This is a genomic window from Streptomyces sp. NPDC050263 (assembly GCF_040655955.1).
In the GTDB taxonomy this organism is placed as follows: domain Bacteria; phylum Actinomycetota; class Actinomycetes; order Streptomycetales; family Streptomycetaceae; genus Streptomyces.
This window is the reverse complement of sequence record NZ_JBFAKW010000183.1, coordinates 1-15,443: the sequence shown is the minus strand read 5'-3', so window position 1 is coordinate 15,443 and position 15,443 is coordinate 1. Positions and strand designations below refer to the sequence as shown.

Here is a 15,443-nt window from a genome sequence, read left to right as displayed (position 1 = left end):
CTCGTACTGGACGTACTTGGGCTTTCGGCCGGTGCGGCGAGAGTGCGTGCCGGGCGTCGCGACGGGGCGAACGTTGCCTGCCGCGGCACTAGTTTGTGAGCGTGACCACGAACCATGTGAAGCGGGCGTTCAAGTACCGCTTCCGTCCGACCGATGCGCAGGCAGCCGAGCTGTCGCGCACGTTCGGGTGCGTGCGGAAGGTCTACAACCTCGCGCTGGCGGCCCGTACCGAGGCGTGGACGCGGCAGGAGAGGGTCAACTACAACGCCACCTCGGCCATGCTGACGGCGTGGAAGAAGACCGAGGAACTGGCGTTCCTCAATGATGTCTCCTCGGTGCCGTTGCAGCAGACACTGCGGCACCTGCAGAGCGCGTTCACCCTTTTCTTCGCCAGGCGGGCGAAGTACCCGCGTTTCAAGTCGCGGAAGAAGTCCCGCAGGTCCGCCGAGTACACCACCAGCGGTTTCCGTTTCCACGGCGGCAGGCTGACGCTGGCGAAGATGGCGGACCCGCTGGACATCGTGTGGTCCCGGCCGCTGCCCGAAGGGGTGCAGCCGTCCACCGTGACCGTGTCGCAGGACGCAGCCGGACGCTGGTTCGTCTCCATGCTGTGCGACGACCCCACCGTCGGGCCGCTTCCCACCGTTGACACGGCGGTCGGGGTCGACGTCGGCCTGGACCACCTCCTGACCCTCTCCACAGGGGAGAAGGTCGGCAATCCCCGGCACGAGCGCCGTGACCGTGTCCGTCTTGCCAGGGCCCAGCGCGAGCTGTCCCGCAAGGCCAAAGGTGACGGCGCCAACCGGCGCAAAGCCCGGCGCAAGGTCGCCGGGATCCACGTCCGGATCGCCGACCGCCGCCGCGACCACCTGCACAAGCTCACCACCCGACTCGTGCGTGAAAACCAAACGCTCGTGATCGAGGACCTGACCGTGCGCAACATGGTCAGCAACCACACACTCGCCCGGGCGATCTCGGACGCGAGCTGGAGCGAGTTCCGCTCCATGCTGGAGTACAAGGCCGCCTGGTACGGGCGGGAATTGATCGCCGTGGACCGCTTCTTCCCTTCTTCCAGGCTGTGCTCCGCGTGCGGCGCCTTGCAGGGGAAGATGCCGCTCAGCGTCCGTACGTGGACGTGCGACGGCTGCGGGACGGCCCATGACCGGGACGTGAACGCGGCGAACAACCTTCTGGCCGCCGGGCTGGCGGTGTCGGTCTGTGGAGCCGGTGTAAGACCTCAACGGAGAACTCCGGGCGGGCAGCCGGCGACGAAGCAGAAAACCCCACGGCGCGAGCCGTAGGAATCCCCCTCGTTCACGAGGGGGAGGAAGTCAAGCGGGCACTGTATCCAGCGCATACGTCCACACCCCGGTACATGTCCAGCGGTGCGGATCGCCCCTACACTCCACCTTCATGCTGCGTGCCCTCGCCGTCGACGACGAACGCCCCTCGCTGGAAGAGCTGCTCTACCTGCTCACCGCGGATCCGCGGATCGGCAGCGTGGAGGGCGCCGGCGACGCGACCGAGGCGCTGCGCCGCATCAACCGCGCCCTGGAGTCCGGCCCCGCGGGCCCCGAGGCCATCGACGTCGTCTTCCTCGACATCCAGATGCCCGGCCTCGACGGCCTCGACCTGGCCCGCCTCCTCACCGGCTTCGCCAGGCCCCCGCTGGTCGTCTTCGTCACCGCCCACGAGGACTTCGCCGTCCAGGCCTTCGACCTGAAGGCCGTCGACTACGTCCTCAAACCCGTCCGCAAGGAACGCCTCGCCGAGGCCGTGCGGCGCGCCGCCGAACTGCGCGGCGCCGCCCCGCGCATCCCCGTCCACGAGCCCGACCCGGACCACATACCCGTCGAACTCGGCGGCGTGACACGCTTCGTCGCCGTCGATGACATCACCCACGTCGAGGCCCAGGGCGACTACGCCCGTCTGCACACCGACCGCGGCAGCCACCTCGTCCGCATCCCCCTGTCCACCCTGGAGGAGCGCTGGCGCGCCCGCGGCTTCGTCCGCATCCACCGCCGCCACCTCGTCGCCCTGCGCCACATAGGCGAACTCCGGCTGGACGCGGGCACGGTGAGCGTCCTGGTCGGCGGCGAGGAACTCCAGGTCAGCCGCCGCCACGCCCGCGAACTGCGGGACCTGCTGATGAGGAGGCCCTAGCGCCATGCCTCAGGACCCCGTCGAGCGGCGCGTCGTCGTCTCCGGCCCCGCCCGCCGTACCCGCCGCCGCGCCTCCGGCTACTACCGCCCGCGCACCGAGATCGACGAGCAGACCACCCTCGGCCACACCTACGTCCGCTCCCTCATGCGCTCCCAACTGCGCGCCGCCCTCACGGTGTTCGCCGTCCTCGCGCTCCTCGTCGGCCCGCTGCCGCTGCTCTTCGCGGCGATGTCCGACGCCCACCGCCTCGAATGGGCGGTCCTCGGCTTCGGCCTCTACGCCCCGCTCGTCCTGCTGGCCCGCTGGTACGTGCGCCGCGCCGAACGCAACGAACGGGACTTCGTACGGCTGGTCGAGGACCGGTGAAGGACGCCCGATGAACCCCACGTTCGCCGTCCCCGCCGTCGCCCTGGTCGTCGTCGCGACCGTCCTCGTCGGCGCCTTCGGCCTGCGCATCTCCCGCACCACCTCCGACTTCTACGTCGCCTCCCGCACCGTCGGCCCCCGCCTCAACGCGGCCGCCATCAGCGGCGAGTACCTCTCCGCCGCCTCCTTCCTCGGCATCGCGGGACTGGTCCTGGTCCAGGGCCCGGACATGCTCTGGTACCCGGTCGGCTACACCGCCGGCTATCTGGTCCTGCTCCTCTTCGTCGCCGCCCCGCTGCGCCGCTCCGGCGCCTACACCCTCCCCGACTTCGCCGAGGCCCGGCTCGCCTCCCCGTCGGTGCGGCGGCTCGCGGGCGCCTTCGTCGTGGGCGTGGGCTGGCTCTATCTGCTGCCCCAACTCCAGGGCGCGGGGCTGACGTTGACCGTCCTGACCGGCGCCCCCGACTCGCTCGGCGGGCTGATCGTCGCCGTGGTCGTCACCGCGACCGTCGCCGCGGGCGGCATGCGCAGCATCACCTTCGTGCAGGCCTTCCAGTACTGGCTCAAGCTCACCGCGCTCCTCGTCCCCGCGCTGTTCCTGCTCCTCGCCTGGCAGGGCGACGGAGCCCCCCAGAACGCCTTCGACGAACCGGCGACCTTCCGCGAACAGCGGGTCGTCCGGGTCGACGACACCCTCGACCTCAGGCTGGAGCGCCCCCTGACCGTGACGGTGGACGGCCGCGTCGACGGCCGCCCGCACAAGGACGCCGTCCTCCGCCTCCCCGCCGGCATCCACCGCATCGAGCGCGGCACCCGCCTCACCTTCGCCGAGGGCGCCGCCGTACCCGTCGCCGAGCGCGGCAGCAACGGCGGCATGTCCACCTCGCTGGCCGTCGGCCGCGAGGAGCGCCCGCTGTACGCCACCTACGGCCTGATCCTCGCCACGTTCCTCGGCACCATGGGCCTGCCGCACGTCGTCGTCCGCTTCTACACCAGCCCGCACGGAGTCGCCGCCCGCCGCACCACGGTCGCCGTCCTCGCCCTCGTCGGCGCCTTCTACCTCCTGCCGCCCGTCTACGGCGCCCTGGGCCGCCTCTACGCCCCCGAGCTGGCCCTCGGCGGCGACGCCGACGCGGCCGTCCTGCTGCTGCCCGACCGGGTGATCGGCGGCCTCGGCGGCGACCTGCTCGGCGCGCTGGTCGCCGGGGGAGCGTTCGCCGCGTTCCTGTCCACGGCCTCGGGGCTGACGATGGCCGTCGCGGGCGTCCTCACCCAGGACGTCCTGCCGACCCGCGGCGTACGGCACTTCCGGCTCGGCACCGGCCTCGCCATGGTCGTGCCCCTCGCCGCGAGCCTCCTGGTGGGCGGGCTGCCGGTGGCCGACGCCGTAGGACTGGCGTTCGCGGTGTCGGCGTCCTCCTTCTGCCCGCTGCTCGTCCTCGGCATCTGGTGGCGCCGGCTGACCCCGCCCGGCGCGGCCGCCGGAATGCTGGTGGGCGGCGGATCGGCGTTCCTCGCCGTCGCCGCCACCATGGCCGGCTTCCCCGGCACGGGCGGACTGCACGCCCTGCTCGCCTGGCCGGCGCTGTGGTCCGTGCCGCTCGGCTTCCTCACCATGATCCTGGTGTCCCTGGCCACCCCGGGCCGCGTCCCGGCCGGAACGGCGGCGATCCTGGCCCGCTTCCACCTGCCGGAGGAACTGCGCACGGAGGAGCTGCGGGCGGCGGAGGCGAAGGCATGAGCGACTTCCTGGCGGGCGTCTGCATCGCGATCCTCCCGTTCCTCGCCGCGGGCTTCTGGCTGGGCCGCCGCACCGCCCGCCCGGAGAGCCTGGGCGGCCTGGGCACGCCGGTCGAGCACGCCACCTTCCAGACCCTGCACACCGCCTCCCTCGCCGCGCCCCCGCTGCGGGCCGGCCTCACGGAGGAGACGGCCCGCAGATCCGCCCGCAGACTGCGCACCCTGCTCGGTACGGACGCCCTGTGCCTGACCGACGAGAAGGAGGTGCTGGCCTGGGACGGCGTGGGCGGACATCACCGCGCGGAGATCATGGAGCGGCTCGCCGGGCCCCTGGAGAGCGGCCGGGGCGAGGCCTTCCCGCTCACCTGCGAGCACGCCGACTGTCCCGTCCGCTGGGCGGTCCTCGCCCCGCTCACCGTCGACGACCGGGTGCACGGCGCCCTCGTCGCCTGTGCGCCCCGCGAGTCCGCCGTCCTGGTCCGGGCGGCCGGCGAGGTCGCCCGCTGGGTCAGCGTCCAGCTGGAGCTGGCGGACCTCGACCAGTCCCGGACCAAGCTGATCGAGGCGGAGATCAAGGCCCTGCGCGCCCAGATCTCCCCGCACTTCATCTTCAACTCGCTCGCGGTGATCGCCTCGTTCGTCCGCACCGACCCCGAACGCGCCCGTGAACTGCTCCTGGAGTTCGCCGACTTCACCCGTTACTCGTTCCGCCGGCACGGCGACTTCACCACCCTGGCCGACGAGCTCCACGCCATCGACCACTACCTGGCCCTGGTCCGGGCGCGCTTCGGCGACCGCCTCGCCGTCACCCTCCAGATAGCCCCCGAGGTCCTCCCGGTGGCCCTGCCCTTCCTCTGCCTCCAGCCCTTGGTGGAGAACGCCGTCAAGCACGGCCTGGAGGGCAAGGCCGACACCTGCCATATCCAGATCACCGCGCAGGACGCCGGCGCCGAGGCCCTCGTGGTCATCGAGGACGACGGCGCCGGCATGGACCCGGTCGCGCTGCGCCGCATCCTGGCCGGCGAGGTCAGCCCGTCCGGCGGCATCGGCCTGTCCAACGTGGACGACCGGCTCCGCCAGGTCTACGGCGACGACTACGGCCTGGTCATCGAAACCGCCCTGGGAGCGGGCATGAAGATCACCGCCCGGCTGCCGAAGTACCAGCCGGGCGTGCACTCGGCGGCCCGCCTCACCCGCGAGTAGGCCGCAGGCCCTCAGCTCGTCCGCATCACGATCAGCGCGAGCGTGATCAGCCCGAGCACGACCCAGCCGAACCACAGCCAGCCGTTGCTGCCGAGCGCCACCGTGTAGGCGGTCACCATGACGAGTCCGCCGACGGTGAGCACCCCCATGGTCTTCGTCGAACTGTCCGTGGTACCGGCCATCGCGACACCCTCCTCAGGCCGCCCTCCCACAGGGCGGTCCCCCTCCATGGTGCCCCGGGTTCAGCGCCCGCGTGCGTCGAGCGACGCAAGATAGGCGTTGTACGCCTCCAGTTCCTGGTCCCCGTCCCGGTCGGCGGCCCGGTCCTTGCGCTTGGCCTGCCGCTGCTCGGAGCCGTACCACTGGAACAGCAGGGCGATCAGCACCAGCACCGACGGGATCTCGCTGAACGCCCAGGCGATGCCGCCGGCCGCGTTCTGGTCGGAGAGCGCGTCGATGCCGAGCGAGGAGGGCGGGTGCTCGAACGTCTGCACCATCGGCTGCGACGCCATCATCAGCGCGATGCCGAAGAACGCGTGGAACGGCATGCCCGCGAACAGCTCCAGCATCCGCATCAGATAGCCCGGCCGGGTCGGCCCCGGATCCACGCCGATGATCGGCCAGAAGAACACCACGCCGACCGCGAGGAAGTGCACCATCATCGCGACGTGCCCCGTCCTGGAGCCCATCAGGAAGTCGAACAGCGGCGTGAAGTACAGCGCGTAGAGACTCGCGATGAACAGCGGGATCGTGAAGGCGGGATGGGTGATCATCCGCATGTACCGGCTGTGCAGCAGCATCAGCAGCAGCTCACGCGGCCCCTTGCGGCCCCGGCCGGCGGCAGGCAGGGCGCGCAGCGCCAGCGTCATGGGGGCGCCGAGCAGGATCAGGATCGGCGACAGCATGCTGATCACCATGTGCTGCACCATGTGCACGCTGAACATGACCATCCCGTAGTCGTTCAGCGCGGTGCACATCACGAGCATGATGGTGAGCACCCCGACGACGAACGACACGGTCCGCCCCACCGGCCACGCGTCCCCGCGCCGCCGCAGCCGCAGCACCCCCCACCCGTACAGCCCGAGCCCCACCAGACAGGCGACGAGGAAGAACGGATCCGCCGACCACTGAAGACCTCGCCCCAGCGTGAACGGCGGCAGATCCATGGTCATGCCGTGCCCGCCGTGATCCATGTGGGCAGCTCCTGATTCGTGGGGGGTTGTACGTTTCCTGCCGCCCACAAGAGTAGAGAAGCCCCCGGGGGCCCCCGGCACCGGGGCCGGTGCGGCTTCCCACGCGGCGGCGCCCCCCGGCCGGCGCCCGGCCCGTTCACCCGGGCGGTCCCGACTTGAAGGCGTTCGCCGCGGGCAGGCATGTGCCATGTCTGTCATCTTCTTCGACATCGGGGCGACCCTCGCGGAACCCCACCGGGAACCCGACGGCTCCCTCACGCTGGGCCCCCTGCCGCGGGTCCGCGCCGTGCTTCGCGCCCTGCGCGAGGTACGCAAGGGCATCATCTCCAACCCCGGTTCGCAGGAGTCCGCCGTGGCGCGGGCGCTGGCGGAGGCGTTTCCCGGCGATTTCACGGACGCGGCCCTGGTGCACTGGGGTGTGAAGGACAGCCGCGGGATCTTCGACCGGGCGGTCGTCGACGCCGGGGGAGCGGCGGCCGACGACTGTGTCTTCGTGGGCGAGAACCCCCAGGAGCGCGGTTTCGCACGGGAGGCGGGGATGCGTACCGCGGCTCACCCGGTGTTCGCCGTCGCGGCGACGGAGAACCGTCCCGTGCTCCGGGCGCGGATCGAGTTGCGGGTCGGTCAGGACGTGGGCTCGTTGAACGCGGCCATGAACGAGACCGAGGCCGTTCCCGCCGAGGTCGTCTCCGAGCGGCTCGTGCTCGCCCTGGTGACCGCGCGAGGCGTCGAGGCGCTGGCGACGGCCGGATTCACGGTGGACGTGCGGGGGTCTGCGGAGGCGACGGCGACCCCCGGCGAGCGCGATGACGGCGAGCGTGACGACGCCGAGCGCAGGGCGACCGAGAAATTCGTCAGCGACCTGCTGGCCCGCGGTGAGGCGGTCTTCGAGGGTGAGGAGCCGACTCCGCGGACGACGCATGTGATCGAGCGCGCGGACGACGGACGGCTGTCCGTCCGTCGTCTGCGCTTTTCCACTGACCGCTGACCTCAGTCGAAGCACCGCCGGACCAGGGCAAGGCCCTCGCCGGTCGTCCTCGACGTGATCTCGTGGGTCCTGAGCCGGGACGGGCTGTCGTCGTCGAACGCCATGGCGGAGCGGTGTTCTTCGGGCACATGCACCCGACCCCGGCGGAAGAGGTCCTCCAGGAACGACATGGCGACGCGCTCGGGGTCGGCGGGCCGCACGGAACCGCCGGCGGGGTCGGAGCCCGCGATGCCGAAGCGTCGTTCCTGCGCCGGCGCGGACAGGGTGAGCGGCTGGGCGATGCCGTACATCGCCCCCGGGACGCTGACCGCCGTCAGACCGAGGTCGTCGCTCCCGCCCGGCATCGCCGCGGTGATCCCGGCGGCCCGGCTCGACACCTCCGGCTCGGTGAGGGACGCGGCGGCCTCCAGGGAGAGGATGCCGTGCCGGATGAACGCCGAGCGCAGGGACGGACCGTACTTGCCGCCGTTGCGGCGCTGGTCCGCGGCGATCATGTGACCCGCGACCTGCGCGTAGTAGGCGGACACCACGGGCGCGGCGACGACGGCGTCCACGAGCAGCTGTCCCGCCATCTCGGCCGAGAAGCCCAGACCGTTCTGGTCCTGCAGGTCCTGCTGCCGGAAGATCCCGGCGACGATCTTCAGGAACGCGCCGCTGAAGACCCGGGAGAACGAGTGCGGCGCGCTCGTGAGCATGCTCGCGGGGCCGCTCGGTTCGAGCAGCACCGGGTCGCGGTAGAAGAAGCTGTTCGCCATGTTGCGCAGACAGTCCGGGTCGACCTTGGTCGGGTCGAACTGGCGGATCGCCCAGCCCAGCTGCTCGGCGATCCTCGACACCCGTGAGGACACTTCGGGGTTGCCCTGGGTCTCGGCCAGTACGGCGGTCCGCAGCGATTCCAGCCGCAGCGAGCTCAGCAGGGCGCTGATGTCGCCGAACGCCTCGTGCAGACCGGCCGCCTCCGCGCTCGCCGCGTTGAACAGCTGCGGACGCAGGGCGTCCAGGACCGCGTGCCCCGTCTCGTGCTCGACGATCTCGTTGCTCTCGCACGTGGCGACGGTGACGCCTGCCACCGTCTGGCGGAGGAACGACACGCCCCTGCGGTCGTAGAAGGCGTTGAGGCCGACTCCCACGTTGAGATGCGCGGTGAGGGCGCGTCCGACCTGCGGATGCCACTGCGTTCCGGTCGGAACCATGGGACCCCAGGTCAGGCTGGCCCTGCTGAGCGCATCGGCCGCCACCCAGTAGCGGAACGACTCGGTGCCGGGCCCGGCGCTGTCCGGCTGCGGCGCGGTCTCCGCGATGGCCGTCGGGAAGGGCTGGGTGTCGAGCTGCGGCACGGGATGCGGTACGGGCATGTTGACCTGCGGAGGAAATCCGGGGTCGTCCTCGTACACCAGAACCGTCGGGATCGTGACTTGCTGTTGTTGCAACGTCATGGGGGGCTCCCTGAAGGGGAGAGATGGGGTGGTGGTGGAGTGCACCACGGGGAAACTCTTGACCAGAGTCCCTCGCGTTCAGTACGGGGCCCCAGGAGCCGGGTGTCAATTCGAACACAAGCGGGCGGAGACGCCGGTGGCCCGTGCGCACACGGGCCACCGGAGCCATGACGGACTACGGCCGATCAGGTGACGGGACCGCGCCGGACGGCTAAAGCACGCACTCCGCTTCCGCATACCGATCCGCCGGCACGGTCTTCAGCGTCTCCACGGCCGCGGCCAACGGCACCATCACGATGTCGGTGCCCCGCAGAGCCGTCATGTTCCCGAACTCCCCGCGATGCACCGCCTCCACCGCATGCCACCCGAACCGCGTGGCCAGCACCCGGTCGTACGCGGTGGGCGTACCGCCCCGCTGCACATGCCCCAGGATGACCGGCCGGGCTTCCTTCCCCAGCCGGTTCTCCAGCTCGATGGACAGCTGCCGGGCGATCCCGGCGAACCGCTCGTGCCCGTAGATGTCCTTCGCGCCCTCGTCGAAGGCCATCGTGCCGGACTTCGGCTTGGCCCCCTCCGCGGCGACGACGATCGCGAACCGCTTGCCCGCCTCGAACCGCTCGCCGACCCGACGGGCCAGCTCCTCGATGTCGAAGGGCCGTTCCGGTACGACGATGGCGTGGGCGCCTGCCGCCATGCCGGACTGCAGCGCTATCCAGCCGGTGTGCCGCCCCATGACCTCGACGACGAGCACCCGCTGGTGGGACTCGGCGGTGGTCTTCAACCGGTCCAGCGCCTCGGTGGCGACACCGACCGCCGTGTCGAAGCCGAAGGTGACGTCGGTGACGGCGATGTCGTTGTCGATGGTCTTCGGCACGCCGACGATGGGCAGCCCCGCGTCGGACATCAGCCGGGCCGCCTTGAGGGTGCCCTCACCGCCGATCGGGATGATCGCGTCGAGGCCGAGCTCCGCGACATGGCCCCGGGCGCGCTCCACGCCGTCCCGCAGATGCGAGGGCTGGACCCGGGACGAGCCGAGGATCGTGCCGCCGCGGGCGAGGATGCCGCTCACCGCGTCGAGGTCGAGCTTGAGGTAGTCGCACTCCAGGAGGCCCTTCCAGCCGTCCCGGAAGCCGATGACCTCGTCGCCGTGGTCGGCGACGGCACGGTGCACGACGGACCGGATGACGGCGTTCAGGCCGGGGCAGTCGCCGCCGGACGTGAGGACACCAATGCGCATAGCCCGCAACAACCTTCTCCACGTGGGCCGGATCCGGACCACATTGTCCGGCTCGAATCCCCGCCACCCTAACCGCAGGAGGGGGCGGGGCCGAAGCACGCGTCCGCCTGCTGGACGTGCCTGCTCACCTGTGCGGATGGACCGTCAGACGGGCTGCTGACGGCACCCTGAAAATCAGGTGAACGCCACCCGGTCAGGCAGGCTGCTGCGCCGCCGCGATGCGCTCGCCGCGGAGCGCCTCGTACCAGCGGTCGTCGCTCGGCGGGAGCGCGTTCACGTCCAGCGCCAGCTTCAGCAGCAGGTCCGCGATCAGCGGGTTCCTGGCCAGCACCGGCCCGTGCATGTACGTGCCGAACACGGTGTCGTTGTACGCGCCCTCGGTACCGTCGCCCGTGCCGTTGCCCTTGCCGATCTGGACGCGGGCGAAGGGGCGGGCGGTCGGGCCGAGGCGGGTGACGCCCTGATGGTTCTCGAAGCCGGTCAGCTGCGGCAGACCGAGCCGCGGGTCGATGTCCGCGAGGACGTCGCCGACGCACCGCTCGCCCTCGCCGCGCACCGTGGTGACGTCCAGCAGACCGAGACCGGGCTCGCGCTGGCCCAGGTCGTTGACGAACTCGTGGCCCAGGATCTGGTAGCCGGCGCAGACCGCGAACACGATCGCGCCGTTGTTGACCGCCTGGTACAGATGCGCGTCCCGCCGCAGCCGCTCCGCCGCCAGCCGCTGCGGCCGGTCCTCGCCGCCGCCGATGAAGTAGATGTCGCCGGAGGTCGGGATCGGCTGGTCGCTGCGCACGTCGAGCCGGGCCACGTCGAGGCCGCGCTGCCGCGCCCGGCGCTCCACGACCAGGACGTTGCCCTGGTCGCCGTAGGTGCTGAGCAGGTCCGGGTAGACCCACACGATCCGTAGCTGGTTGTCGCTCATGAAGTGGTCGTCCTTCGGGGTCAGTTGCCGACGCGGCGGCGCAGGTCCTGGAACGCGGTGTAGTTCGCGATGACCTCGATCCGGCCCGGCGGCGCCTGCTGCACGGCCTGGTCGAGGGTCTCGCACACCTGGAAGTGCTGGTTCGCGACCTCCAGGCGCACCGCCAGGTCCAGCTTCCGGTCACCGAGGACGAAGATCGGGTGGCCGGTCAGCCGCGTGTAGTCGACGTCCCACAGCCAGGAGGTGTCGGTGCCGTCGGCGCCGCGCGCGTTCACCGCGAGGATCACCGGGGTGGGCGGCGGATCGATCAGGCTGAACGTCTCGAGCCAGCCCGCCGGGTTCTTCGCCAGCAGCAGCCGCAGGTCACGGCCCTGGAACTGGACGACGTCATAGCGCCCGGCGACGGCCTGCACCTGGTACATCCGCTCCAGCGCCACCTGCGGCGGCACCCCGAAGACGGCGGCGACGGCGGCCGAGGAGGCGGCGTTGGCCTTGTTGGCGCGTCCGGGCAGCTGGAGGTGGATCGGCCAGGCGGAGCCGTGCGGGTCGAGAACGTGGTCCCCGGACAGCGCCCAGCTCGGCCGCGGACGCCGGAAGCCGCACTCACCGCAGAACCAGTCGTCGCCGGGCCGCTGCATGACGCCGCCGCAGGACGGGCACGACCAGGCGTCGTCCTTCCACATCTGGCCGGCGGCCACCCAGATCACGTTGGGGGAGGAGGAGGCGGCCCACACGATCAGCGGGTCGTCGGCGTTCGCGACGATGACCGCCTTCGAACCGGCGAGCCCCTCACGCCAGTTCTCCGCGAGCATCCGCGTCTCGGCGGCGCGGTCCAACTGGTCGCGGGAGAGGTTGAGCAGCGCGATGCACTTGGGGGAGGTGTCCCGGGCCACACCCGCGAGGTACTTCTCGTCGACCTCGATGACGCCGTACTTCGAGTCCGAACCGCCCGCGAGGGCCGAGGTGATGCCGGCCGGCATGTTGGCGCCGAGCGCGTTGGACACGACCGGCCCGGCGGCTCGCAACGCCTCGGCGATCAGCCTGGTCGTCGTCGTCTTGCCGTTCGTCGCCGAGACGAGGATGACGTCCAGGTTCTGGGCGAGCCGGGCGAGGAGGTCGGGGTCGAGTTTGAGCGCGACCCGGCCGCCGATCACCGAACCGCTGCCGCGCCCCGCGGCGCGAGAAGCCGCCGCGACCGCCTTGCCCGCGGTCACGGCGATCTTGGCCCGCGGCGTGAGCGGGTCCGAGTTGCCTGCCATCAGTTCTCGATCCTCCTTGCGTACGCGCCGCGCCTCTGCCGTACGGCAACGTGGTAGGTGGTCAGCCTATCGAGATCCATTCGCACTCCCGAATCCCGGCACCACCACCCGCCCGCGGACGGCATGCGCGTGTCAGAAAGGACCGTACCCTTGCCGCCATGCGACACGGCTCCATCCCGGGCGCCCACGGGCGCGTCCGGCCCCTCACCCTGCTCAGCGATCCCGTCCTGCACGCCCGTTGCGAGGACGTCACCGACTTCGGCCCCGAACTCGCGCTTCTCGTGGAGGACATGTTCGCCACGATGTACGCGGCCCAGGGCGTGGGCCTCGCCGCGAACCAGGTCGGCGAGGCGCTGCGGGTCTTCGTCTACGACTGCCCCGACGACGATGACGTCCGCCACCTGGGCCATATCGTGAACCCCCGCCTCGTGGGCACGGACGGCATCGTCCTGCGAGGCCCGGAGGGCTGTCTCTCCCTGCCGGGACTGGAGGCGGGAACGGAACGCCACGACGAGGCGACGGTCGAGGGCCGTACCGTGACCGGCGCCCCGATCACGGTACGAGGCACGGGTTTCTTTGCCAGATGCCTGCAACACGAGTGCGACCACCTGGACGGCACGGTCTACGCGGACAGGGTGACGGGTTGGCGCCACAGGAAGCTGATGCGCCAAGTGACCCGAGCCTCCTGGCACCGGGCGGGATCGCCGGCTTAGGGGCGCGGGGGTGTATCGCTGTGCGGCTGCGCCGCGATGGGGGAACGACCGGCCCCCACCGGTCCGCGGCCGAAAGGCAACCCTCAGAACCCAGGCCCCCCCACCTTGTCCCCCGCGGCAGCGAGCCGCCCCCACAACAAATCGGCCAGACTCCGCACCAGCTCGGCCCGCGTGCAGGGCCGTTCCCCCAACCACCAGTCACCCGCCGCATGCATCATCCCGACGATCCCGTGCCCCCACACCCGGGCGAGCTGCTGACTCCCGGGCCCGAGGTCCAGCCGCTCCTCGATGACCTGGGCCAACTCCTCGCCCATCCGCCGCAGCAGCGGAGCCGAGTGCTTGCCGACGTCGAACCCCTGCTCCCCGGGCGACCCGTCGGACGGATGCATCAGGAACCGGTACACCTGAGGCCGTGCCTCGATCGCGGCGAGGTAGGTGTCGAGCGTGGCCTCGACCCGCTCCCGGCGCTCGGCGGGAGCGTCCAGCGCCGCCCGCAGCGAGTCCAGCAGCGCGTCCGTGTGCCGCTTGGCAAGGGCGGCGTAAAGCCCGCCCTTGTCGCCGAAGTGGCGATAGAGGATGGGCTTCGTGATCCCGGCCTCGGCGGCGATGGCGTTCATCGAGGCCTGTGGGCCGTCGCGCAGCACCACCCGGTCGGCGGCCTCCAGCAGCTCGCGCCGTCGGCGGTCGGCGGACCGTTGCTGCTCGGTCCGCTGCGTGGTGTCCATGTGCTCTCCCCACCCGTGCTGATTCGCTGACGCCTGCGCAAACTAACACCTGACAGCAGCCTGACATCGAACGGGCCGGAGGGCTCCGGGCCTGCCATCAGGAGTTGACTTTTCCTACCAGCGGGTAACAGACTCAGGGTTACCGCTAGTAACATTGCACGTTCCGCCCTGGAGGGGACATGGCCGAGTTCACCATGGAGCTCAACGACGAACAGAAGGAGGTCCGGGACTGGCTGCACGGCTTCGCGGCCGACGTCATCCGCCCCGCGGCCGCCGAATGGGACGAGCGTGAGGAGACTCCCTGGCCGGTCATCCAGGAAGCGGCGAAGGTCGGCATCTACTCCCTCGACTTCTACGCGCAGCAGTACTTCGACCCCACCGGCCTCGGCATCCCGATGGCCATGGAGGAGTTGTTCTGGGGCGACGCGGGCATAGCCCTCTCCATCGTCGGCACCGGCCTGGCCGCCGTGGGCGTGCTCGCCAACGGGACCGAGGAGCAGATCGGCACCTGGATCCCGCAGATGTACGGCGACGCCAATGACGTCAAGGTGGCCGCGTTCTGCTCCTCCGAGCCCGACGCCGGCTCGGACGTCGCCTCCATGCGCACACGCGCCGTGTACGACGAGGCCAAGGACGAGTGGGTGATCAACGGCACGAAGACCTGGGCGACCAACGGCGGCATCGCCAACGTCCACGTGGTCGTCGCGGTCGTGGACGCCGAGCTCGGCTCCAAGGGGCACGCCTCCTTCATCGTCCCGGCGGGCACCCCGGGGCTCGCGCAGGGGCAGAAGTTCAAGAAGCACGGCATCCGCGCCTCGCACACCGCCGAGGTGATCCTCGACAACGTGCGCGTCCCCGGCTCCTGCCTCCTCGGCGGCAAGGAGAAGCTGGACGAGCGCCTCGCCCGGGCGCGCGAGCGGGCCAAGTCGGGCGGTGAGAGGGTGAAGAACGCGGCGATGGCGACCTTCGAGGCCTCGCGTCCCGCGGTCGCCGCGATGGCCGTCGGCACGGCCCGCGCCGCCTACGAGGTCGCTCTCGACTACGCGATGACGCGTGAGCAGTTCGGCCGTCCGATCATCGACAACCAGGGCGTCGCCTTCCAGCTCGCGGACATGCGCACCCAGATCGACGCGGCGCGGCTGCTGACCTGGCGGGCCTCCTGGATGGCGATCAGCGGGAAGCCGTTCACCGCGGCCGAGGGCTCGATGTCGAAGCTGTTCGCCAGCGAGACCGCGAAGACGGTCACCGCGCAGGCGATCCAGATCCTCGGCGGCAACGGCTACACCAGGGAGTACCCGGTGGAGCGCATGCACCGAGATGCGGCTATTTACACCATTTTCGAGGGTACGAGCGAGATCCAGCGCCTGGTGATCGCCCGCACGCTCTCGGGGCTGCCGATCCGCTAGATGAATGAGTCCAAGGGATGTCCTGCGGACATAGGACGAGGGCGTCCAGTGTCGATGTGTGACGACCGACCTGGACACCCTCGCAACGGCA

The 15,443-nt window shown here is 71.0% G+C and carries 15 protein-coding genes; 8 read left to right on the top strand and 7 right to left on the bottom strand.

Features of this window, described 5'->3' with window-relative positions; genetic code table 11:
* The first annotated feature begins 95 nt into the window (after positions 1 to 95).
* From AB0J04_RS42695 to AB0J04_RS42675, 5 genes are all read left to right on the top strand, one after another.
* Complete coding sequence (locus AB0J04_RS42695; protein ID WP_363174101.1) at positions 96 to 1,301, top strand: RNA-guided endonuclease TnpB family protein; 1,206 nt, start codon at positions 96 to 98, stop codon at positions 1,299 to 1,301.
* A gap of 112 nt (positions 1,302 to 1,413) precedes the next feature.
* A complete protein-coding gene (locus tag AB0J04_RS42690; RefSeq protein WP_363174100.1) occupies positions 1,414 to 2,163 on the top strand; it encodes a LytTR family transcriptional regulator DNA-binding domain-containing protein in 750 nt (249 codons plus the stop codon).
* A 4-nt stretch (positions 2,164 to 2,167) separates the two neighbouring features.
* Positions 2,168 to 2,530, top strand: a complete 363-nt coding sequence (locus AB0J04_RS42685) for a hypothetical protein (protein WP_363174099.1) — start codon at positions 2,168 to 2,170, stop codon at positions 2,528 to 2,530.
* Positions 2,531 to 2,540: 10 nt separating this feature from the next.
* A complete protein-coding gene (locus AB0J04_RS42680; RefSeq protein ID WP_363174098.1) occupies positions 2,541 to 4,271 on the top strand; it encodes a cation acetate symporter in 1,731 nt (576 codons plus the stop codon).
* Positions 4,268 to 5,473 carry a histidine kinase gene (locus AB0J04_RS42675; protein ID WP_363174097.1) on the top strand — a complete coding sequence of 402 codons (1,206 nt, stop codon included), beginning with the start codon at positions 4,268 to 4,270 and terminating at the stop codon, positions 5,471 to 5,473. Before AB0J04_RS42680 ends, AB0J04_RS42675 begins: the two co-directional genes overlap by 4 nt.
* Positions 5,474 to 5,484: 11 nt before the next feature.
* Here the strand turns inward: AB0J04_RS42675 and AB0J04_RS42670 are convergent, their stop codons facing one another.
* Both AB0J04_RS42670 and AB0J04_RS42665 read right to left on the bottom strand, forming a co-directional pair.
* Complete coding sequence (locus tag AB0J04_RS42670) at positions 5,485 to 5,655, bottom strand: hypothetical protein (protein ID WP_363174096.1); 171 nt, start codon at positions 5,653 to 5,655, stop codon at positions 5,485 to 5,487.
* 60 nt (positions 5,656 to 5,715) lie between these two features.
* Entirely contained in the window at positions 5,716 to 6,666 is a 951-nt protein-coding gene (locus tag AB0J04_RS42665) for a cytochrome c oxidase assembly protein (protein ID WP_363174095.1), read from the bottom strand.
* Between the two features lie 187 nt (positions 6,667 to 6,853).
* On the opposite strand from AB0J04_RS42665, the gene AB0J04_RS42660 reads away from it, so the two are divergent.
* On the top strand, positions 6,854 to 7,654 hold the full coding sequence (locus AB0J04_RS42660; RefSeq protein ID WP_363174094.1) for an HAD family hydrolase: 801 nt from the start codon (positions 6,854 to 6,856) through the stop codon (positions 7,652 to 7,654).
* A 2-nt stretch (positions 7,655 to 7,656) separates the two neighbouring features.
* Here the strand turns inward: AB0J04_RS42660 and AB0J04_RS42655 are convergent, their stop codons facing one another.
* The 4 genes from AB0J04_RS42655 to AB0J04_RS42640 form a co-directional block, all read right to left on the bottom strand.
* Complete coding sequence (locus tag AB0J04_RS42655) at positions 7,657 to 9,090, bottom strand: hypothetical protein (RefSeq protein ID WP_363174093.1); 1,434 nt, start codon at positions 9,088 to 9,090, stop codon at positions 7,657 to 7,659.
* Positions 9,091 to 9,301: 211 nt separating this feature from the next.
* On the bottom strand, positions 9,302 to 10,327 hold the full coding sequence (locus AB0J04_RS42650) for a 6-phosphofructokinase (protein WP_363174092.1): 1,026 nt from the start codon (positions 10,325 to 10,327) through the stop codon (positions 9,302 to 9,304).
* 193 nt (positions 10,328 to 10,520) lie between these two features.
* Positions 10,521 to 11,249: a glutamine amidotransferase gene (locus AB0J04_RS42645; RefSeq protein ID WP_363174091.1), complete on the bottom strand. Its 729-nt coding sequence runs from the start codon at positions 11,247 to 11,249 to the stop codon at positions 10,521 to 10,523.
* Positions 11,250 to 11,269: 20 nt separating this feature from the next.
* Positions 11,270 to 12,508 (bottom strand): MurT ligase domain-containing protein, encoded by a 1,239-nt coding sequence (locus AB0J04_RS42640; protein WP_363174090.1) that lies wholly within the window; start codon positions 12,506 to 12,508, stop codon positions 11,270 to 11,272.
* 158 nt (positions 12,509 to 12,666) lie between these two features.
* Between AB0J04_RS42640 and def the strand changes: the two genes are divergently transcribed.
* A complete protein-coding gene (gene def / locus AB0J04_RS42635) occupies positions 12,667 to 13,221 on the top strand; it encodes a peptide deformylase (protein ID WP_363174089.1) in 555 nt (184 codons plus the stop codon).
* 83 nt (positions 13,222 to 13,304) lie between these two features.
* On the opposite strand, the gene AB0J04_RS42630 is transcribed toward def, so the two are convergent.
* On the bottom strand, positions 13,305 to 13,946 hold the full coding sequence (locus AB0J04_RS42630) for a TetR family transcriptional regulator (RefSeq protein ID WP_363174088.1): 642 nt from the start codon (positions 13,944 to 13,946) through the stop codon (positions 13,305 to 13,307).
* Positions 13,947 to 14,125: 179 nt separating this feature from the next.
* Between AB0J04_RS42630 and AB0J04_RS42625 the strand changes: the two genes are divergently transcribed.
* Complete coding sequence (locus AB0J04_RS42625; protein WP_363174087.1) at positions 14,126 to 15,352, top strand: acyl-CoA dehydrogenase family protein; 1,227 nt, start codon at positions 14,126 to 14,128, stop codon at positions 15,350 to 15,352.
* Positions 15,353 to 15,443 lie beyond the last annotated feature (91 nt).